Origin of the sequence: Stenotrophomonas maltophilia R551-3 (assembly GCF_000020665.1) — a bacterium.
Lineage (GTDB): Bacteria > Pseudomonadota > Gammaproteobacteria > Xanthomonadales > Xanthomonadaceae > Stenotrophomonas > Stenotrophomonas maltophilia_L.
Window position 1 is genome coordinate 1186280 of the sequence record NC_011071.1, and the last position, 20338, is coordinate 1206617.

A 20338-nucleotide genomic window follows, 5' to 3' on the forward strand; every position below is an offset into this window, starting at 1 on the left:
GCACATGGAAGCCACTCAATGGACTACTGACGTCATCGTCATCACTGCCGTGCTTGCATTGATTTGTGCGTTGCTGGGCTATTTGGTGGCGACATTGCGTCAGGGCCGGCAGCTCGGTCTGCTGCAAGCCCAGCTCGAGCAGGCTCAGCAGGCGCTAGCAACGGCAGTGGCCAGCAGTGCCGCGCTGGGTGAGCAGCTCAAAGCCGCAGACGCTCGAGTCAATGAGTTGCAGGTTGCAGATTCCGCGTTGAAGGCGCAGATGCAGGCAGCCATCGACAATGTGAGTCGGTTGACGCAAGAGCAGCTGGACGGCAAAGACGTGCAGGCTGAATTGCGTCAGGATCTGGAGGATGCCCACGGGAAGTATCTTGAAGCAGTCAAAGGCTTAGAGACCGCCCAAGCCGAAGGTCGAGCGGCGCAGGAAAAAGTCAACGACTTGTTTGATCGTCTCGCTACCGCCCAAGCATCCAATAACTCCTTGCAACGTGAGCGCGACACGCTCAAGGACCAGCTCGCAAATCAGGATGCCCTTGCCAAGGTGGCAGCAATAGGCGAACGGGAAGCCCGCGAGCAACTTCAGGGCCTCAAGGCGCAGCAAGTGGTTGCTGCCGAGCGCTATGAAACGCTCCAGGCTCGCTTTGCTGCGCAGAGCAGCGAATACACCAAACTCAAGACGGAGCTGGACGAGCGTGAGGCCAGTCATGCACGCGAGTTGGCCAATTTCGAACAACAGAAAGCCAGCTTGAGCGAACAGTTCAAATTGCTCTCCAACGAAATACTGGAAGCTAAGGCCCAAGCCTTGCAGGAAAGTAGCAAGCTCAGTCTGAGTGCCGTGATGACGCCGTTCCAGCAGTCCATCGAAACCTTCAAGCTAGAGGTCCGGCAGATCCATCACCGGGAAACCACCCAGCAGGGTGAGCTGCGCAAAGAGCTGGAGCAGCTGAAGGCGCTTAACCAACAGATCACTGCCGAGGCCCATGAGCTATCCACTGCGCTGCGCGGTCAAAAGAAGCTGCAGGGCAACTGGGGCGAGCTGGTGCTTGAAAACGTACTCGACCGCTCTGGCCTGCAGCTGGACAAGGACTACCAGCGCGAGGTCAGCATTACTACCGAGGAGGGGCGCCGGCGCCCGGATGCCGTGGTTTACTTGCCCCAAGGCAGGCACCTGATCATCGACGCCAAGGTCTCGCTCAACGCCTATGCCCGCTACGTGAACGCGGAAGACGATCTGGAGCGCAAGCAGGCCCTGAAAGAGCATGTCCAGGCCGTCGCCAGCCGCATCAAGGAGCTGGCTGACCGTGACTATTACAAGCTGCCGGGGCTCAACTCGCCGGACATGGTGTTCATGTTCATCCCCATTGAGTCTGCGTTCGTTGAAGCGCTCAAGGCGGATGAAACCCTGTTTCAGCAGGCCATTGAGAACAATGTGTTGGTGGCTACGCCGACTACCCTGCTGACCAGCCTCAACATCGTTCGCCAGCTCTGGCGCTATGAGGATCAGAACAAGCACACCGCCGCGCTGGCCAACCGAGCAGAGGGCGTTTTCAGAAAGCTCAACTCCTTCCTGGCCAGTTTCGAGAGAATCAAGAAGGGGCTGGAAAGCGCCACCGAAGCCTATACCAAGGCGGAAGGCCAACTGGTCAGCGGCAAAGGCAACCTCGTCAAGCAGGTGGGCGAATTCAAGAACCTTGCACCCGCCATCAAGGCGCAGCTGCCTGCCTATTTCGCCGACAAAGCCGCGCTGGAAATCGATTTTATCCCATCTGAGCAAAGCATCGAAGCGCTTAACCGCGCCGCTGACGATGAAGGCTTGCTCGACGAAAATGACACTGAAACTGAGTAAGAGACCAACTGATGTTGACCGGCAAGATCCGCAACGATATCGATAAGCTCTGGGAGAAATTCTGGACCGGGGGTATCACCAACCCGCTGACTGTGATCGAGCAGATCAGCTACCTGATGTTTGCCCGCATGCTGGACATGCAGGAAGACGTGGTCGAACGCAAGGCCAAGCGCACCGGCAAGCCGGTCGAGCGCCTGTTCCCCGCCTCCCGCGAAGGCCAGTTGCTGCGCTGGAAGAACTTCCGCAACCTCAGTGGCAAAGAGCTGCACAAGCACCTGAAGAAGAACGTCTACCCGTTCTTTACCTCGCTGAGCACCGCCGGGGACAAGGGCGGGTCCGGGGCGGCGCTGGGGCATATTGGCGAGTACATGCAGGATGCCGACCTGGAGATCAAGAACGAGTCGGTGCTGGTGGCTGCCGTGGAAATGGTCAACGAACTGCCGCTGACACAGACCGACGTCAAGGGCGATATCTACGAATACCTGCTCAGCAAGCTGACGACGGCCGGCATCAATGGGCAGTTCCGTACCCCGCGCCACATCATCGATGCGATGGTGGAAGTGGTGGCGCCGCAGCCTTACGAGGTGGTCTGCGATCCGTCCTGCGGCACGGCCGGCTTCCTGGCCCGCACCATGGAATACCTCAACCGCACCCATTCCAGCGAAGCGGGCACCCTCACCGACGAGGACGGCAACAGCAGCTACACCGGTGACTTGCTGGACGCCTACCGCAAGCACATCAACAGCCAGATGTTCTGGGGTTTCGATTTCGATACCACCATGCTGCGCGTGTCCAGCATGAACATGCTGCTGCACGGGGTGAGCGGGGCGAACATCAACTATCAGGACACGTTGAACAAATCCATCAAGGAACACTTCCCTCGTCAGGAAGAGAACTTCTTTGACGTGGTTTTAGCCAACCCGCCGTTCAAGGGCAGCCTGGATGAGGCCAACGTCAACCCGGACGTACTGGCCTTGGTCGCGACCAAGAAGACCGAGCTGCTGTTTGTGGCCCACATCCTGCGCTCGCTCAAGCTGGGCGGCCGTGCGGCGGTGATCGTGCCCGATGGCGTGCTGTTCGGCTCCAGCAAGGCCCACCAGCAGCTGCGCCGGGAACTGTTGGAAAACAACCAGCTGGAAGGCGTTATCAGCCTGCCCAGCGGCGTGTTCAGGCCCTATGCCGGCGTGAGCACGGCCATCCTGTTGTTCACCAAGGGCGGTCAAACCGAGCGTGTGTGGTTCTACGACCTGCGGGCCGATGGCTATTCGCTGGATGACAAGCGCACGCCGCTGAAGGGCGAGGGCAGCAATGACCTACCCGATGCGATTGCCCAGTGGGCGGCCTACCGCAAGCTGGTCGAGCGCAATGCCCGTAAGCAGACCATCAACAAGCAGTTCGGTGACCGCAAGCAGAAGGCCTTTGTAGTGCCGGCCGAAGCCATCGCCGCCAACAAGTACGACCTGTCCATCAACCGCTACAAAGAAGTGGAGCACCAGCAGGTGCAGTACGAAGACCCGAGGCAGATCCTGCAGCGGCTGCGTGCGCTGGAGCAGGAGATCCTGGCGGATCTGGATGCGCTGGAGGGGATGCTGTGAGCTTTTTTCAAAACCACTCAGGGTGGCCTTTGGTCCCGCTCAAGAATATTGCGACTCTTAAGCGCGGATACGATCTGCCAGTTGGGATGAGAAATAAAGGTGAAGTTCCCATTTATGCGGCTAATGGACAGAATGGCTCTCACGATGAAGTGAAAATCAATGGCCCTGGCGTAATAACGGGAAGGTCAGGAACGATAGGGAGAGTTCACTATTGTGAAGGTGGCTTTTGGCCGCTGAATACCGCGTTGTATGTGATGGATTTTCATGGCAACCATCCGCGATGGGTCTATTACATGCTTTCTGCTTTCAAGCTGGAGCGGTTTTCTGAGGGTGCCGGCGTGCCAACTCTCAATAGAAACTTAGTCCATGATGAGCTGATCCCGCTGCCGCCCCTGCCCGAACAGAAACGCATTGCCGCCATCCTCGACAAGGCCGACGCCATTCGCCGCAAGCGCCAGCAAGCAATCCAGCTTGCTGATGACCTCCTGCGCGCGGTCTTTCTGGACATGTTCGGTGACCCGGTGACCAATCCGAAAGGTTGGCCCAGGAAAGCTCTCAGAACGCTCGGTAGTTCAATCACGGGGAAAACGCCGCCGAGCGAAAAGGCTGGCATGTGGGGCAAAGGAACTCCTTTTGTAACGCCAGGTGATTTAAATGGGTGCATCAGGTCATCGGCCCGAGAGGTGACTGAAGAGGGATTGGCGAATTCTAGGTTGTGTCGCGCAGGTGGTCTGTTGGTTTGCTGTATTGGTGCGACAATCGGAAAAGTTGGAATTTCTGAATCTCCTGTGACTTTCAATCAGCAGATAAACGCACAAGAGTGGAATTGTGAGGTCCATGATATTTATGGGTACTTTGTTTTTAAGATTTGCCCACAGTTGGTTAGAGATGGGGCGATTCAAACCACTCTTCCTATTCTGAAGAAATCACTTTTTGATGGGATCGAAATTCCTGTTCCTCCTCGGGCCATGCAGGCTAAATTTGCTGGTATTGTGGAGAGCACTTTAGCCTTGAATGAGAGGAATGAAGTTGCTCTTGAAATGCCTGTCTTCGAGTCGCTATCTCAGTTGGTGTTCGCGGGGGGGCTTTAAGTTGATTTCCAGGAAAGTCCCATGGTTGCTGTTAGGCGGATATTTTTAGATCGATTTTCGCGACAGTCAGCGCTTTCTCACGCCTTTGTGCTGCAATCTCCTCCGTGTCATTTTTCTGTCCCCCCGCCCGATTAGTTAGTTGTGCTTCCAGTCAACGGGGCGCGGACATGCCGGGTTACTTCAGTGTGCCGATGGGCGCGGCTAAGGCGGCGGCCCATCCAGTGGCGGACCGGACCTGCTGGCGCCGGCATGTTGCTGGCACGCCTTGCCTATTCACAAGCTTGATTTGGTAGCCCGCCAGCATCCTCCGCTGCTCAGTCCTCTACTCCAGACAATTTTGTATCCCTCTTCCCACCTCGGATCCCTTGATCGGCTCGCGAGGTTGTTGAGAAAAGGCCAGAGTTTCGCGTAGTTCTTTGCTAAATTAATAATTTAAAATTAGTTAATTGTAGAAGTAAAGTTAGTGGGCTTGGCTGATTTTTATTGTAAATAAATTCCTGATGCTGGTTCTTCGGTCATTAAGGGCGAAGAATGTGGGTGCAACCATTCTGATGCACGCCTGGCAACAGATGCAGCTGCAAACCAAAAAGGAGCACCTTGCGTGGGGCTCCCTTTTTACCTTCCTGCCGCGTTGCCCGGCGTCCACAGTGACATGGGATTGCATCGCCACCCTGGCTGATCCAAGCTGGCAATCCACCGGTGCCGGCCTCTGTGCTGGCCTGCGCGCGCATGGATGGGAAGACTCGATGATGAAGAATGATCTCTGGCTGCTGGTCGCAGCGCTGCTCTGCATCGCAGGGGCCGTGGCGGGTTCCAGTGGCCCCAGTGCTGCGGTGGGCTTCTGTTTCCTGGTCATTTTCTTCGTCAGGCGGCGTGCCCCCACCGGCCGTCCGCCAGGTGCCGGTAGCTGATCGGCAGCGCATCGGCGCCGCTCGACCAGGCTCGGCAGGACGTCAACCCGCGGCGTTCATCCACTACACCGCGTCATCGCCCCCGGGATTGCGCATCGGCGGGTTCTCGTCGGTCACCGCGCGCCATACGGCTTCGGCCACGGCCTGCGGCGTGGTCACCGGGCCGCTGCTGTCGCGAAAGCTGGCCAGCACGCCCTGCACCAGCGGCGCATAGGCAGGGTGCTCCATGCCGCCCAGATGCGGGAACGCGTTTTCGCCGAAGCGCGTGGTCGGCGCGCGGCCGGGCAGCACCAGGCGCACGCGCACGCCCAGCGGCGCGACTTCGATGGCCAATGATTCGGTGAAGGCGTTCACCGCCGCCTTGCTGGCGCTGTACACGCCCACCAGCGGCAGCGCCTTCACCGTCACCGTGGTGGTCATGTTGACGATCACGCCGTCGCCGCGCTCGCGCATCTGCGGCAGCACGGCTTGGGTCATGGCCAGCGTGCCCAGGGTGTTGGTGTCGAACAGGGCACGCGCTGTTTCCAGTGGCGTAAGTTCCACCGGCACCGGTGCGCCGAAACCGGCGTTGTTGACCAGCATGTCGATCGGGCCGGCCTCGGCGATGGCGTGCGCGATGCTGGCCGGATCGGTGATGTCCAGGGCGAGCACGCGCAGATGCGCGGACGCCGGCAGCAGGTCGGTGCGCGGGGTGCGCATGGTGGCGATGACCTTCCAGCCACGGTCGAGGAACAGGCGGGCGGTCTCCAGCCCGAAGCCGGAGGAACAGCCGGTGATCAGTACGGTTTGCATCGGGTCTACGTCAGCGGGAATGAGAGACCATGGTCAGCTTGGCTTGGTGGACGCGCTACAGTGAAACGTCTGTATTTTCTTGCTGAGCGTCCAATGTCGTCCGATCCGCTGTCCGAGGTCGTTTCCTTGCTGCAGCCCACGGCACGCCACTCCAAGCGGGTCGAGGCGGCGGGCGAGTGGTGCGTGCGCCGCGAAGGAGAGGGCGAGCCGTTCTATATGGCGGTGCTGCACGGCCAATGCCGCCTGTCGGTGGACGGTGGTGCGCCGCTCACCCTGCAGGCCGGCGATTTCGTGCTTGTGCCGGCCCTGCGCGAGCTGGTCAACACCAGCATGCAGGCGCCGCCGGACATCACCCCCAGCCTGCCGGTACGCCTCGCGGAGGGCCACTTCCGGGTCGGGCGCGCGGACGGACCGGCAGCGTTGTGCGCGCAGATCGGCCACTGCGGATTCGCCTCGCCCGATGCCGCCCTGCTGGTGTCGTTGCTGCCGCGGCTGTTGCACATACGCGGTGAGCCGCGCCTGGCCACGCTGGTCCAGATGGTGGGCGAGGAGGCGCGCGCGCAGCGGCCGGCCCGCGATGTGGTGCTGGAGCGCTTGCTGGAAGTACTGCTGATCGAGGCGCTGCGCAGCGGTATGGACAGCGTCGGCGGCAGCGGCCTGGTACGCGGGCTCGGCGATGAGCGGCTGGCCGCGGCACTGCGCGCGCTGCATGCGCGGCCCCAACATGCATGGACGGTAGAGGAACTGGCCGGGAAGGCGACGATGTCACGCTCGGGCTTCGCCGCGCGTTTCATGCAGGTGGTGGGTGTGGCACCCATGGAATGCCTGCTGCAGTGGCGCATGGCGCTGGCCAAGCGCCTGCTGAAGGATCGTGCACTGAGCCTGGAACAGGTGGCCGAACGGGTGGGCTATGCCAGCGCGGTCACCTTCGGCGTGGCATTCGCGCGGTTGGTGGGCATGCCGCCGGCAAGGTTCGCGCGCATGCGCGATTGATCACCTGCAGTCTCACTGTCGTTGTGCCGCGCAGCATCGATTTTCGTGCACCGCGACTTGCAAACAGACAATTTCCTCCCCTATGGTGCAATCGATTGCATTGCTGTGAATTGTTGCGTTTGATACCGGTTGGGAGGCCGGCAGGTGGATGTCCATCCATTCGATCAGACCGGCCCCGGCGAGGGGGCTCACGCGGCGTGATGCGTTGCGCATGGCGGTTGCTGGAGGCGTAGCCCTGGGTACTGCGGGAGCATTGCCCGCATTCGCCGGCACTGCACCGCTGAAGGGCCACCTGAAGCACGCCGTGGCCCGCTGGACCTTCCCGCAGCTGTCGGTCGCCCAGCTTTGCAGCACAGTGAAGGACATTGGCTTTGCCGCGATCGACCTGGTCGGTCCGGAAGACTGGCCCACGTTGAAAGCCAATGGCGTATACAGCTCGATGTGCAACGGCGCGGAGCTCGGCCTCACCAAGGGCTTTGCCGGCCGCCAGTTCCATGACCAGCTGGTGGAACGCTACACGCGGCACATTGATCTGGTCGCCGAGGCCGGTTATCGCAACCTGATCTGCTTCTCGGGCAACCGCAACGGGATGGACCCGAAGGAAGGCCTGGCCAATGCCGAGGCCGGCCTCAAGCGCATCCTCGGGCACGCCGAGAAGCGCGGTGTGGTGCTGGTGATGGAGCTGTTGAACTCCAAGGTCGATCATCGTGACTACCTGTGCGACCACTCCGCATGGGGCGTGGAGCTGTGCCAGCGGCTCGGCTCGGACAACTTCGGCCTGCTCTACGACATCTACCACATGCAGATCATGGAGGGCGACATCATCGCCACCATCGGCAAGCATCACGCCTGCTTCAAGCATTACCACACCGCAGGCGTGCCCGGCCGGAACGAGATCGGAGACCAGCAGGAGCTCCACTATCCGGCCATCTGCCGTGCGATCCGCGACACCGGTTTCAAGGGGTATCTGGCGCAGGAATTCATGCCTGCAGCGCCCGATCCCGTTGGCTCATTGCGCGAGGCAATCCGCCTCTGCGACGTCTGAATCGATATCCACCCAGGTGAGAAACCCATGGCAGATAATCACTACGACGCCATTGTTGTTGGCTCGGGAATCAGTGGCGGTTGGGCAGCGAAGGAGCTGACCGAAAAGGGCCTGAAGGTCCTGATGCTGGAACGCGGACGCAACATCGAGCACGTCAAGGACTACGTCAACGCGATGAAGGAGGCGTGGGACTTCCCGCACCGAAACCGGCCAACGCAGGCGATGAAGGCCGACTTCCCGGTGCTGATGCGCGACTATGGCCTGGCCGAGAACCTGGAAGGGATGTGGGCCAACGAACAGGACTCGCCCTACGTCGAGACCAAGCGCTTCGATTGGTTCCGCGGCTATCACGTCGGCGGCCGCTCATTGTTGTGGGGCCGGCAGAGCTATCGCTTCTCCGACCTGGACTTCGAGGCGAATCTCAAGGACGGCATCGCAGCCGATTGGCCCATCCGCTACGCTGATATCGCGCCGTGGTACGACCATGTGGAGAAATTCGCAGGTATCGCTGGTACGCGCGAAGGGCTGGACGTGTTGCCGGATGGTGAGTTCCTGCCGCCTATCCCATTGAACATCGTCGAGAAGGACGTGGCCGCACGGATCAAAAAGGCGTTCGGCGGCACCCGGCACATGATCCACTCGCGCACCGCCAACATCACAAAGCCCATGCCCGAACAGGGCCGCGTCAACTGCCAGTACCGCAACAAGTGCATCCTGGGTTGCCCCTTCGGCGCTTATTTTTCCACCCAGGCAGCGACACTGCCGGCGGCGATGAAGACAGGCAACCTGACCTTGCGGCCGTTCTCGATCGTCAAGGAAGTGCTCTACGACAAGGACCGCAAGCGTGCCCGCGGCGTGGAGGTGATCGACGCCGAGACCGGGCAGACCTACCAGTACACGGCCAAGGTCATCTTCCTCAACGCATCGTCGTTCAACTCGACGTGGCTGTTGATGAACTCGGCCACCGATGTCTGGGACGGCGGGCTGGGCTCCTCGTCGGGCGAGTTGGGGCACAACGTGATGGACCATCATTTCGGTGCGGGTGCCTCCGGCCGCGTCGAGGGCTACGAAGACAAGTATTACTTCGGGCGTCGCCCCTGCGGCTTCTACATTCCGCGGTTCCGCAACGTCGCGGCTGACAAACGCGGTTACCTGCGCGGGTTCGGCTACCAGGGCGGCGCAAGCCGCACCGGCTGGTCGCGCGAGATCGCCGAGCTCAACATCGGTGCCGACCTGAAGGAGGCGCTGACCGTGCCGGGCGACTGGCGTATCGGCATGACCGGCTTCGGTGAAATGCTGCCGCACCACGACAATGCGATCCGCCTGGACCACGACCGCAAGGACAAGTGGGGGTTGCCGGTGCTGGCGATGGACGTTGCCATGCGCGCCAACGAACTGGCGATGCGCAAGGACATGGCCGCCGATGCCGCAGAGATGCTGGAGGCGGCCGGCGTCAAGGACGTGAAGATGCACGACAACGACTATGCCCCGGGCAAGGGCATCCACGAGATGGGGACCGCGCGCATGGGACGTGATCGGAAAAGTTCGGTGCTGAACCAGCACAACCAGGTATGGGATGCGCCCAACGTGTATGTCACCGACGGTGCCTGCATGACCTCCAGCGCCTGCGTGAATCCTTCGCTGACCTACATGGCGCTGACGGCCCGGGCCGCCGACCATGCGGTGCGCGAACTGAAAGCGGGGAACCTCTGATGGATCGCCGCGAACTGCTGAAAATGATCGTCGCCGCCACGGGGGCGGCCATGGTCGGCCTGCCTGCGCTCGTGCAAGGGCAGGCGCCGGCGCTGGCCGCCGCTGCGAAGCTCCATTTCTCCGACGCCGATGTCGGCACGCTGGACGAGATCGCCGAGACCATCCTGCCGCGGACCCGGACACCAGGCGCAAAGGATGCCGGCGCCGGCCTGTTCATGGCGACGTTCGTCAGCGACTGCTACAGCGCCCGGCAGCAGGCGACGTTCCGCGCCGGGCTGACGGATATCGACAAACGCGCTGGTGGCCGGTTCGTATCGCTCACACCGGAAGCCCGCACCGAATTGCTGCGCACGCTTGATGCAGAAGCCAAGGCGCGTCATGCCGATGTGACCGAAACCGGGACGCCTGAAGAGGGCGAGGCAATGCCACACTACTTCACGATGCTCAAGCAGCTGGCCATCTTCGGCTTCTTCACCTCCAAGGTCGGCGCGACCGGGGTGCTGCAGTACGTTGCCGTGCCGGGGCGCTACGACGGCGACCTCGCCTATGTTCCCGGTACACCCGCCTGGGGGACCAGTTGATGGAGCGCAACAGGATGATCAAGCCTTTGTTGATCGCGGCCACGGTGCTGGCCGCCGCACCTGCGTTCGCGCAGGCCGCTGCCGACCCTGCACGCGATCCGAAGAAGACCGAGGTGTGGACGCCGGTGCCCGCGACCGTGGCCACGCCGCCAGGCAAGGCACCGTCCGATGCAATCGTGCTGTTCGATGGCAAGGATGTCTCCGCGTGGGAGTCGGAGCAGGGCGGACGCGTGCCCTGGAAGATTGCCGATGGCGCCATGACCGTCGTGCCGGGCAGCAAAGGCATCCGCACCAGGCAACGCTTCTGCGACGTCCAGCTGCATGTCGAGTGGCGCACACCCACCGACACCAAGGGCTTCGAGGGCCAGAACCGGGGCAACAGCGGCATCTTCCTGCAGGAACTGTATGAGCTGCAGGTGCTCGACAGTTACAACAACCCGACCTATGCCAATGGCCAGGCGGGTTCCATCTACAAACAGGCGATGCCGTTGGTGAACGCCGCGCGCGCACCGGGCGAGTGGCAGGCCTACGACATCCTCTGGAAGGCACCGCGCTTCTCGCAGGGCGGTGGGCTTGTGTCGCCCGCGCGCATCACGGTGCTGCACAACGGCGTGCTGGTGCAGGACGACACTGTGCTGGCCGGCAAGACCGAATACATCGGTGCGCCTTCCTACGCGCCCCATGGGTGTGCGCCGCTCTACCTGCAGGAGCACGACTCCAAGGTCAGCTACCGCAACATCTGGGTGCGCGAGCTGTAGTGGCACACGGCCGGCGTGGTCGCCGGCCGCTTACTTCGCCAGATAACTGGCGATGTCATCGATTTCCTGCTGCGACAGCTGGGAGAAGGGTGGCATCAAGCCTCCGCCCTTCCTGATCTTGTCCTTGATCTGCGCAGGTTGCAGTCGCTTGCTGAGATCGGTGAGCGCCGGAAACGCGCCCGGCATGCCCGCACGATCCGCACCATGGCAGGCCACGCAGTTCGCGGTGTAGAGCTTTGCACCGGCGGCCGGGTCGTCCTTGCACCATGCTGCTGTCGCAACGCTCATGCCGCCCAGGGCCACGGCCATTGCCAGGATCATTTTCATGTGGGGCTCCTTGATGCGTCAGCGCTGCGCACGGGCGGGCACGTTGGCGGGCAGGTGTTCACGCAGGTAATCCGCGCCGGTCTGGATGATCTTGGCCGGATCGCGTGGCTGGTCGTGCTCGATGATGTACCAGTGCACGCCGGCGGCTGCCGCAGCAGGCAGGATCGCGTTCCAGTCCAGCACGCCCTGGCCCACCGCAGCGAATCCACCTTCGTCTTCGGCCTGGCCCTTTGGCGCATTGTCCTTGGCATGCACGGCGAACATGTGGCCGCGGAATTTTTCCAGCATCAGCGCCGGATCCAGGCCCGCACGCGCGACCCAGGCCAGGTCCAGCTCGGTCTGCAGGTCGGGGCCGGCCGCGGCGAACAGCAGTTCCAGGCCCGTCCTGCCGTTGAAGTCGACCAGCTCGAAGTCGTGGTTGTGGTAGGCCAGGCGCATGCCCTTGGCCTGCACCTGCCTGGCGATGCTGCCCAGTTCCTGGCCCAGCGCGGTCCAGCCTGCGGCGTCGGTCGGGCGATCCTTCTTGTCCAGGTACGGCACCACCAGCGTCGTGTTGCCGATTGATCGGTTGAAGGCGACCACACCGTCCAGGTTGCTGCGCAACTCGGCCAATGGCACGTGCGATGAGATCGCCTTGATCGAATACCGGTCCAGCAGCTGCTTGAGTTCGGCCGCGCTGGTGTTCTGGGTGCCGACCGTTTCCACCGCGTGCACGCCCGCGTCGTGGACGATCTTCAACTGCTGGTCGAGTGAGCCGGCGTTGCGCAGGGTGTACATCTGCACCGCGATCGGTTTCTGCGTGCTGGCGGCTTCGCCTGCGAAGGCGGGCAGGGCAGTGAGCAGCAGGACGAGACTTGCAGTTCTACGGACAAGGGTTTTCATCTACAGATCCTCCCGGGTTTTCAACCGATGGCAGTCCAGGCGCGCGACCTGGCCGATGCAATGACACGATCGACGATCTGCGCCGAGCGCAGCCCATCTTCGAAGGTCGGCAGTCCCTGCGGGCGCTCGCCGTTGATGGCGCGATAGGTGTCGGCAACAAATGCTTCGAAACACTGCGCGTAGCCCTGCGCGTGACCGGCGGGCAACACCGACAGCCGGCGTTGCTCGGCACTGCCGGCCCCGGGGCCACGCACGAAGATTTCCTCGCGCTGGTCGGGCAGGCCGATCCACAGCCGCTCGGCGTCTTCCTGGTTGAAGGCAACGCTGGTGTTGGCGCCATCGATCTCGAACCAGAGGCGATTGCGGCGTCCCGCCGAGACCTGGCTGACCGTCAGCGACGCCAGGGTACCGGCGCCGGTTCTGAACATTGCCAGCGCCACGTCCTCGCTCGTCACCGCCTGCATCGCGCTGCCTGCCGTCGGCGTGCTGAAGCTTTGACCGGTGTCGGTGCCGCGTTCGGCGATCACGGTATCGAACGCCGCGCTGACTTCGGTGAAGCGCTCGCCGCTGACCCATTCCACCAGGTCGCACCAGTGCGAGCCGATGTCGGCGAACACGCGCGAAGCGCCTCCCAGCGCGGGGTCCACGCGCCAGTTGTTGCTGGCCGGATCCAGCAGCCAGTCCTGCAGATAGCTGCCGTGAATCAGGTGCAGCGGTCCCAGTTCGCCCTGCGCGATGCGTGCGCGCGCCTCGCGCACCACCGGGTGGTAGCGGTAGACGAAGGGCACCGTAGCAACCAGTCCGGTCGACGCGGCCAAACCTGCCAGCGCCTGCGCATCTTCCAACGTGGTGGCCAGCGGCTTCTCGCAGATCACGTGCTTGCCGGCATCCAGCGCAGCCTGCGCCATCGAGCGGTGCAGATGGTTGGGTGTGCAGACATGCACGACCTGTACCTGCGGATCGGCGATGAGCTCCTCGATGTCCCGGTAGGCGCGCGGGACATTCCACGACTGCGCTGCCTCACGCGCGCGCTGCGGTGACGAGGCCGCCACGCCGCGTACCTCGGCACCCGCCAGCAATGCCGCACGGCGATGCACGGTACCGATCATGCCGGCGCCGATGATGGCGATTCCAAGCTTTGGCATCGGCTGTGGTCCTCAGAGCGCGGAAGGCGCGGCCGCGGCCACCGGCCGCTCGCGGAACAGCAACAGGAAGGCGATCAGCACGAGCAGTGCGACGCCGGCCGGGAACAACCAGATCTTCTGCCAGTCCGGGCCCGCTGCCGTGGTGTAGTGCTCCACCACCGCGCCGGACAGGAAGGTGCCGATCAGCATGCCCACGCCGTAGGTGGCCAGGGTGATGAACCCCTGCGCGCTGCTGCGCGCGGCGGGGCCGGCATGCGCATCGGTGTAGATCTGCCCGGTGACGAAGAAGAAGTCGTAGCAGATGCCGTGCAGCACGATACCGATCACCAGCAGCGAGAAGCCGCCGCCCGCATCGCCGAAGGCGAACATGGCATAGCGCACCACCCAGGCCGCCATGCCCACCGCCAGCATCGTCTTGACGCCAAGGCGCACGAACAGGAACGGCATGGCCAGCATCAGCAGGACTTCGGAAACCTGGCCCAGCGATTGCAGGCCGGCCGCGCCGCGCACGCCGAGATCGTTGAGATATGGGTTGGTGAAGTTGTAGTAGAACGACAGCGGGATGCAGATGGCGATGGAGGCCAGGAAGAACACCAGGTAGGAGCGCGACTTCAGCAGCCGCAGCGAGTCCAGCCCCAGGATCTGCCCCAGCCCAGCGTCGCGCTGCTGTGCCAGTGGCGGCGTGTGCGGCAGGGTGAAGGCATACAGGCCCAGCGCCAGCGAGGCCACCGCCGCCATCTGGAAGGTCAGCTCCAGACGATGCGCCTGTTCCCAGCCCAGCCAGCCGATCAGCACGCCCGCTACGATCCAGCCGATGCTGCCCGCCACGCGCACCAGCGGGAACTGCTTCTCGGGCGATTGCATGTGCCGCATCGCCACACTGTTGGCCAACGCCAGCGTGGGCATGAACAGCAGCATGTAGCCCATCACGTAGGCCGAGAACATGCTGAAGCTGGTCGCCGTGGACGCCAGCCACATCAGCACCGCGCCGGCCAGGTGCAGCACCGCGAGGATGCGCTGCGCGGCGAAGTAGCGATCGGCGATCAGGCCGACCAGGAAGGGCGCGACGATGGCGCCGATGGACTGGCTGAGGAAGGCCGTTGCCACCTGGCTGGCGCTGGCCTGCAGCGGGCCCTGCACCAGGTAGGTTCCGAGGGTGACGAACCATGCCCCCCAGATGAAGAACTGCAGAAACATCATCGCGCCCAAGCGCGACATGGCGTGCGTCATGGCTTGCCCTCCCGGGGCGGTAATGGCTCAGATTCCCAGCATGCGGCGCAGTGATTGCGGGTCCGTGCCGCTGTCGGCGAAATCATCGAAGGCACGCTCGGTCACCCGGATGATGTGGTCGCGGATGAACGCGGCACCTTCGCGTGCGCCGTCCTCGGGGTGCTTCAGGCAGCACTCCCACTCCAGTACGGCCCAGCCCGGGAAGTCGTACTGCGCGAATTTCGAGAAGATCGCCTTGAAGTCGACCTGGCCGTCGCCGAGCGAACGGAACCGCCCCGGACGATCGATCCAGTCCTGGTAGCCGCCATAGACACCACTGCGCGCGCTTGCGTGATACTCCGCGTCCTTGACGTGGAAGATGCCGATGCGATCGTGATAGCGGTCAATGAAACCCAGGTAGTCCATCTGCTGCAGCAGCAGGTGGCTGGGGTCGTACAGGATCTTCGCGCGGGGGTGGTGATCCACCACATCGAGGAAGCGTTCGAAGGTCGCGCCGTCATGCAGGTCTTCGCCCGGATGGATCTCGAAGCACAGGTCCACGCCGCAGGCGTCGAAGGCGTCCAGGATCGGTCGCCAGCGGCGGCCGAGCTCGGCGAAGGCTTCTTCCACCAGCCCCGGTGGACGCTGCGGCCAGGGATAGAAGTAGGGCCAGGCCAGTGCGCCGGAAAACGTGGCGTGCGCGGTCAACCCCAGGCGCTGGCTGGCCTTGGCGGCCAGCAGCAGCTGCTGCACTGCCCAGGCCTGGCGGGCGGCCGGGTCGCCGCGCTTGTCTGCCGGCGCGAAACCGTCGAACAGGCTGTCGTAGGCGGGGTGGACAGCAACCAGCTGTCCTTGCAGGTGGGTGGACAGTTCGGTGATCTGCAGGCCATGTCCGCCCAGCATGCCGGCGAGGTCGTCGCAGTACGCCTGGCTGCGCGCGGCCTCGGCCAGATCGAACAGGTGGGGCGCGCTGGTCGGTACTTGTAGGCCAGAATAGCCCAGCGCCGAGGCCCATCCGGCCAGCGTGTCCAGTCGATCAAAGGGAGGTGTGTCGCCAATGAACTGCGCCAGGAACAGCGCTGGACCCTTGAGCGTCTTCAAGATGATTCGCCCTGATGCAATCGATTGCATTACCCTAGCATGGGCCTCCTGCAGACCCGTTGTGCACTGCACAGCGATTGGAACAACGTAACGCCATGGCAACCATCTACGACATCGCAAGGCACGTTGGCGTTTCCGCCGGTACCGTGTCGCGTGCGCTTTCGCGGCCGGACAAGGTGCTGCCGGCCACCCGCACGCGCATCGAACAGGCGGCCGCTGCCCTGGGCTATGTGCCCAACACGGTCGCCCGGACGCTGAAGACCCAGCGCAGCGGCAAGATCCTGGTCACCGTCCCGGACATCGCCAATCCATTCTTCGCGCAGATCCTGCAGGGCGCGGAGGACGCGGCGCAGGCGGTCGGCTACGCCGTGCTGCTGGGCGATACCCAGAATCTGCCCGAGCGCGAGGAGCGCTACGCGCAGATGCTCCGGCGCAACGAGGCCGACGGGCTGATCGTGCTGGGGCACCGCCTGCCGCCGACGGCGCGCGAGATCGTCCAGCAGCGGGGCACCGCTGCACCGGTGGTCAATGGCTGCGAATTCGATCCCGCGCTGGGCATCCCCAGCGTCCACATCGACAACGCGGCCGCCGCGCGCGCGGTGATGGACCATCTGTATGGGCTGGGACACGAGCGCATCGCCGTGGTCGGCGGGCCGCCCGACAATCCGCTGCACCAGCAACGGATGGAAGGGGTCCGGGCCGCCGCCAAGGCGCGCGGCCGCCTGCGCCAGCTGGGCATCGTGCCGGGCGACTTTTCCCTGCAGTCCGGCCATGCGGCCGCGCAGGCGCTGCTGGCCTCGGCCGCCGCGCCGACGGCGATCTTCTGCTTCAGCGACCAGATGGCGCTGGGTGCCCTGGCGACCTGCCGGGATCTGGGCATCCGCGTGCCGGAGGACCTGTCCATCGTCGGCTTTGACGATCTGGCATCGTCGCGTTACCTGACGCCGCCGTTGACCACCATCCGGCAGCCCATGCGCGAGATCGGTGAGCGCGCGGTCAACCTGCTGCTCGCCATCATCGAGCAGGTCGATGTGCCGCTGCAGCAGACGCTGGATTTCAGCCTGATGCTGCGCGGCTCGACGGCTGCGCCCAGCAGCGGCTGAGGGCCGTGCGGAGCAGTTGGCCTGCAGCCGCCGGCCGGCACGGTTGCAGCCAGCAACCCTTGATCCGGAATTGACGCGAAGCTGTCAGACTCGGCACAGGCAGCCCGCCAGGCTGCCAGGGGGGGAACGTGCGATCGCTCAAGGGGGTCGGCCATGCCGTTCTTGATTGACGCGACGGAAGTCGCAGTCGAGGGCATCGGCGCGGCGCGGCGCATCGGCTGGATGCGCTTCGTCGGCAATGGGCTGGGGGCGATCCCGATCGCTTCGATCATTCTCGAACGCCAGGATGGCGCCTGGGCGTGGGTACTGTTGCTGCTCAACGCGTTGGCGTGGCCGGCGCTTGCACTGCTGCTGACCCACCGATCCCGCCAGCCCGCGGTGGTGCAGTTCCGCTGCATGGTGGCCGACTCCTTCTTCGGCGGTGGCTGGATCGCCTTCATGGCGCTGAGCGCGGTCCCCAGTGCGTTGTTCGCCGCGCTGCTGGTCGCCGACAAGATCGCTGCCGGTGGCGTGCGGTTGGCGATGCGGGCGACGCTGGCACTGGTGCTGGGCTTTCTGCTCAGCTGGTGGGCGCTTGGATTTCCCTACCAGCCCATCTCCTCGCAGCGCACGATCGTGCTGAGCGTGCCGTTCCTGTTCGTGTATGGCATCGGGCTGAGCATCCTGAGCTGGCAACTGGCACGCCGGGTCAAATCACAGAACCGCCAGCTGCAGCGGCTGAGCCGGATGGATCCATTGGTGGAGCTGGCCAATCGTGGCTTCCTGATCCTCCGCGCGCAGCAGGTGCTGGACAAGGCGCAGGGACAGGGGGGCTTCGCCTGCCTGCTGATGCTCGACGTCGACGACTTCAAGCGCATCAACGATTCACATGGGCATCGGGCCGGGGACGAGGTGTTGCGGCAGATCGCCGCCACCTTGCGCGAGTTCGCACGCCCGGGCGACATACCGGCACGGTTGGGTGGCGACGAATTCGTGGTGCTGCTGCGTGACTGCACGACGCGTGATGCGATGCATGTGGCCGAGCGGATCCGGCTGCATCTGCTCGAAGCGGCAAGGCAGGTGGCACCGGGCGTGGAGTTCAGTGTCAGCATCGGTATCGCGGCGACGCCGGGCCAGGGCACCGTGGAAGACTGGCTGGCCACGGCCGACAAGGCCCTCTATCACGCCAAGCGCCAGGGCAAGAATACGGCCAGCTGGGCGGACTGATTTACGGCACCGCACGCCGTGCGCATGCGGTGGGTATCAGAGCGTCCGTTCCCAGACCTGGCCGAGCAGATCGTGGCCAAAGCTGTGGTGGGGCTCTTCCTGTACCAGCTGGAAGCCCGCGCGTTCGTACAGGCGCCGGGCATCGGCCAGTACGCTGTTGGTCCAGAGCGTCATCCGCGTATAGCCGGCGGACGCCGCAAACGCGATGCACTCTTCCACCAGCCGGGCGCCGATGCCCATGCCGCGCGCGGTGGCATCCACATAGAGCAGGCGCAGCTTGGCTGTGCTGTCGTTCTGCCTGACCACGAACACCGAGCCCACCATGTCGCCGTCCTTCTCGGCGATCCAGCAGCGTTCACGCGCCGGGTCCAGCTCGCGCAGGTACTTGGCAACGATCTCCGACACCAGCGCTTCGTACTCCGCATTCCAGCCGAATTCGCGGGCATACAGCGCGGACTGCCGCGAGACCACCAGCCCCATGTCGCCCGGCCGCGGATCCCGCAGCAGGTACGAGGGAGACCTGTCGCCCAGCACGCTTTCGATCTGGCCCATGGCCGAAAGCAGCGTCAGCTGTGCCGTCTCGGGCAGCGTCGCCAGCAGCTCGGTCATTTCCCGCCGCGAGGTTTCTTCCAGTGGCGCGAACACGCTGTGCCCAAGTGCCGTCAGGGTCAGAACGACCACGCGCGCATCCTCGGCCGAGCGGTCCTTGATGAGATAGCCCTGCCGTTCGAACCTGGCGGTGACCCGGCTCACATAGCCGGCATCCAGGCCCAGCTCACGGCACAGGTCCGAGGGCGACAACGGTGCGTGGTGGGCCAGTTCGTACAGGATGCGGACTTCGGTGAGCGACAGGCCACTGCGCAGCAGCGATTCCTGTAGTACCCCGATCTGCCGGGTATAGAAGCGGTTGAAGCGCCGCACTGCATCGGCGCGTTCGGAAAGCGTGCCCATTGCCTTGGCCGATCCATGTATTTGACTTGGTCAAATAATTACTTGCCTAAGTCAAATAATCAAGGGGTACGCAGCTCTGTACTGCGGGCATCGTCCGGCGCCGTCGGCGGGTGTGCGCTGCTGCATGCACAGCGCAGCAGCGCGGCGGCCAGTGCAGGATGCTGGCCGCGCATGGCCAGCTGCAGGGCGGTGATCGGCATGCCCAGTTCCAGCGCGACGAAGGCCAGGCCCGGCCGATGCAGGGTCTGCATCGAGGCCGGCACGATAGCGATGCCCAGGCCCGCTGCAGCCAGGTTGATGGCCGAGGCCACCTGTGGCGCTTCCTGCTGGATGGTGGGGGTGAAGCCCTGGCTGCGGCAGGCAGCGACGACATCGGCGCTCAGGCCATAGCCGGATTTCCGCGAGAACAGGATGAAGCGCTCATCGCGCAGCTCGGTCAGTGCGATGCCCGCCCGGCCGGCCAGCGGGTGTTCGGCCGGCAGTACCGCCACCAGTGGTTCGGCGCTGAGCTGCTGGATCACCAGCTCGCCAGGATGCGAATACGGTGGGCGCACGATCACCGCGTCCAGTTCGCCGTCGTCCAGGCGCCGGATCAGGGATTCACTGCCGTCTTCGACCAGTTGCAGCTGCACCGCCGGATGCGCCTGCCGGAACCTGCGCAGCAGTGCGGTCACCGCGTCGTTGTATGAGGCCGATTCGGTCAGCCCCAGCGTGAGCGTGCCGACCTCGCCGCGTGCAGCGCTCAGCGCCTGCTCCTTGGCGTGGTCGACGCGCGCGAGGATGTCCACGGCTGCTGCCCAGAACACGCGGCCCGCGTCACTGAGCACGATGCCGCGTCCCTGGCGATGGAACAGCGGCGTGCCGATCTCTTCCTCCAGCGCGCGGATCTGCTGCCCGAGCGGTGGCTGGGCGATATGCAGGGCCTCGGCGGCCTTGGTGAAGCTCTGCAGTTGGGCGGTCATGACGAAGTAGCGCAGGTGGCGCAGTTCCATTGGAACCTCAGGCGTTCTGGTGCTGTACGAACACGGTATTGGACGGTCGCCGGTGGCGGCAACATCATCGGTATCCCACGGCAGATGTCCAACTACAAGG

At 63.7% G+C, this 20338-nt stretch carries 19 protein-coding genes; 11 read left to right on the forward strand and 8 right to left on the reverse strand.

The annotated features are described in order from the left end of the window. Positions 1-4: 4 nt before the first annotated feature. From SMAL_RS05340 to SMAL_RS21015, 4 genes are all read left to right on the forward strand, one after another. Positions 5-1843: a DNA recombination protein RmuC gene (locus tag SMAL_RS05340; protein ID WP_012510353.1), complete on the forward strand. Its 1839-nt coding sequence runs from the start codon at positions 5-7 to the stop codon at positions 1841-1843. Positions 1844-1854: 11 nt separating this feature from the next. Next, the gene (locus tag SMAL_RS05345; protein ID WP_012510354.1) at positions 1855-3438 is read left to right on the forward strand and encodes a type I restriction-modification system subunit M; all 1584 of its coding nucleotides are present in this window, start codon (positions 1855-1857) and stop codon (positions 3436-3438) included. Further along, positions 3435-4529 carry a restriction endonuclease subunit S gene (locus SMAL_RS20715; protein ID WP_012510355.1) on the forward strand — a complete coding sequence of 365 codons (1095 nt, stop codon included), beginning with the start codon at positions 3435-3437 and terminating at the stop codon, positions 4527-4529. Before SMAL_RS05345 ends, SMAL_RS20715 begins: the two co-directional genes overlap by 4 nt. Positions 4530-5029: 500 nt before the next feature. Beyond that, positions 5030-5440 carry a hypothetical protein gene (locus SMAL_RS21015; RefSeq protein ID WP_012510356.1) on the forward strand — a complete coding sequence of 137 codons (411 nt, stop codon included), beginning with the start codon at positions 5030-5032 and terminating at the stop codon, positions 5438-5440. 63 nt (positions 5441-5503) lie between these two features. Here the strand turns inward: SMAL_RS21015 and SMAL_RS05350 are convergent, their stop codons facing one another. After that, entirely contained in the window at positions 5504-6232 is a 729-nt protein-coding gene (locus SMAL_RS05350) for an SDR family oxidoreductase (protein ID WP_012510357.1), read from the reverse strand. Positions 6233-6325: 93 nt separating this feature from the next. On the opposite strand from SMAL_RS05350, the gene SMAL_RS05355 reads away from it, so the two are divergent. From SMAL_RS05355 to SMAL_RS05375, 5 genes are all read left to right on the forward strand, one after another. Further along, on the forward strand, positions 6326-7225 hold the full coding sequence (locus tag SMAL_RS05355; RefSeq protein ID WP_012510358.1) for an AraC family transcriptional regulator: 900 nt from the start codon (positions 6326-6328) through the stop codon (positions 7223-7225). Between the two features lie 148 nt (positions 7226-7373). Beyond that, complete coding sequence (locus SMAL_RS05360; protein ID WP_012510359.1) at positions 7374-8270, forward strand: hydroxypyruvate isomerase family protein; 897 nt, start codon at positions 7374-7376, stop codon at positions 8268-8270. A gap of 27 nt (positions 8271-8297) precedes the next feature. Further along, complete coding sequence (locus SMAL_RS05365; protein WP_012510360.1) at positions 8298-9983, forward strand: GMC oxidoreductase; 1686 nt, start codon at positions 8298-8300, stop codon at positions 9981-9983. After that, complete coding sequence (locus tag SMAL_RS05370) at positions 9983-10564, forward strand: gluconate 2-dehydrogenase subunit 3 family protein (RefSeq protein WP_004147752.1); 582 nt, start codon at positions 9983-9985, stop codon at positions 10562-10564. The genes SMAL_RS05365 and SMAL_RS05370 overlap by 1 nt, the downstream gene beginning before the upstream one ends. 14 nt (positions 10565-10578) lie before the next feature. Beyond that, complete coding sequence (locus SMAL_RS05375; protein WP_012510361.1) at positions 10579-11322, forward strand: 3-keto-disaccharide hydrolase; 744 nt, start codon at positions 10579-10581, stop codon at positions 11320-11322. A 30-nt stretch (positions 11323-11352) separates the two neighbouring features. Here SMAL_RS05375 and SMAL_RS05380 read toward each other — a convergent pair whose 3' ends face one another. Genes SMAL_RS05380 through SMAL_RS05400 form a run of 5 tightly spaced genes read right to left on the reverse strand, consistent with a single transcriptional unit; the run spans position 11353 to position 15986 of the window. After that, entirely contained in the window at positions 11353-11649 is a 297-nt protein-coding gene (locus SMAL_RS05380) for a c-type cytochrome (RefSeq protein WP_012510362.1), read from the reverse strand. Between the two features lie 18 nt (positions 11650-11667). Beyond that, a complete protein-coding gene (locus SMAL_RS05385) occupies positions 11668-12531 on the reverse strand; it encodes a sugar phosphate isomerase/epimerase family protein (protein WP_012510363.1) in 864 nt (287 codons plus the stop codon). 20 nt (positions 12532-12551) lie between these two features. Continuing rightward, positions 12552-13676, reverse strand: coding sequence for a Gfo/Idh/MocA family protein (locus SMAL_RS05390; RefSeq protein ID WP_012510364.1), 1125 nt, complete (start codon positions 13674-13676; stop codon positions 12552-12554). Positions 13677-13688: 12 nt separating this feature from the next. Beyond that, positions 13689-14906 (reverse strand): nucleoside permease, encoded by a 1218-nt coding sequence (locus tag SMAL_RS05395; protein ID WP_012510365.1) that lies wholly within the window; start codon positions 14904-14906, stop codon positions 13689-13691. A gap of 27 nt (positions 14907-14933) precedes the next feature. Then, entirely contained in the window at positions 14934-15986 is a 1053-nt protein-coding gene (locus SMAL_RS05400; RefSeq protein WP_012510366.1) for a sugar phosphate isomerase/epimerase family protein, read from the reverse strand. Between the two features lie 95 nt (positions 15987-16081). Here SMAL_RS05400 and SMAL_RS05405 point away from each other — a divergent pair, with 95 nt between their 5' ends. Continuing rightward, positions 16082-17089: a LacI family DNA-binding transcriptional regulator gene (locus SMAL_RS05405; RefSeq protein WP_012510367.1), complete on the forward strand. Its 1008-nt coding sequence runs from the start codon at positions 16082-16084 to the stop codon at positions 17087-17089. Between the two features lie 153 nt (positions 17090-17242). Further along, entirely contained in the window at positions 17243-18295 is a 1053-nt protein-coding gene (locus tag SMAL_RS05410) for a sensor domain-containing diguanylate cyclase (protein ID WP_004147793.1), read from the forward strand. Positions 18296-18331: 36 nt separating this feature from the next. Here SMAL_RS05410 and SMAL_RS05415 read toward each other — a convergent pair whose 3' ends face one another. Together SMAL_RS05415 and SMAL_RS05420 are read right to left on the reverse strand one after the other, a co-directional pair. After that, positions 18332-19246 (reverse strand): bifunctional helix-turn-helix transcriptional regulator/GNAT family N-acetyltransferase, encoded by a 915-nt coding sequence (locus SMAL_RS05415; RefSeq protein WP_012510368.1) that lies wholly within the window; start codon positions 19244-19246, stop codon positions 18332-18334. Between the two features lie 59 nt (positions 19247-19305). Next, positions 19306-20238 carry a LysR family transcriptional regulator gene (locus SMAL_RS05420; protein ID WP_012510369.1) on the reverse strand — a complete coding sequence of 311 codons (933 nt, stop codon included), beginning with the start codon at positions 20236-20238 and terminating at the stop codon, positions 19306-19308. Positions 20239-20338: the final 100 nt, after the last annotated feature.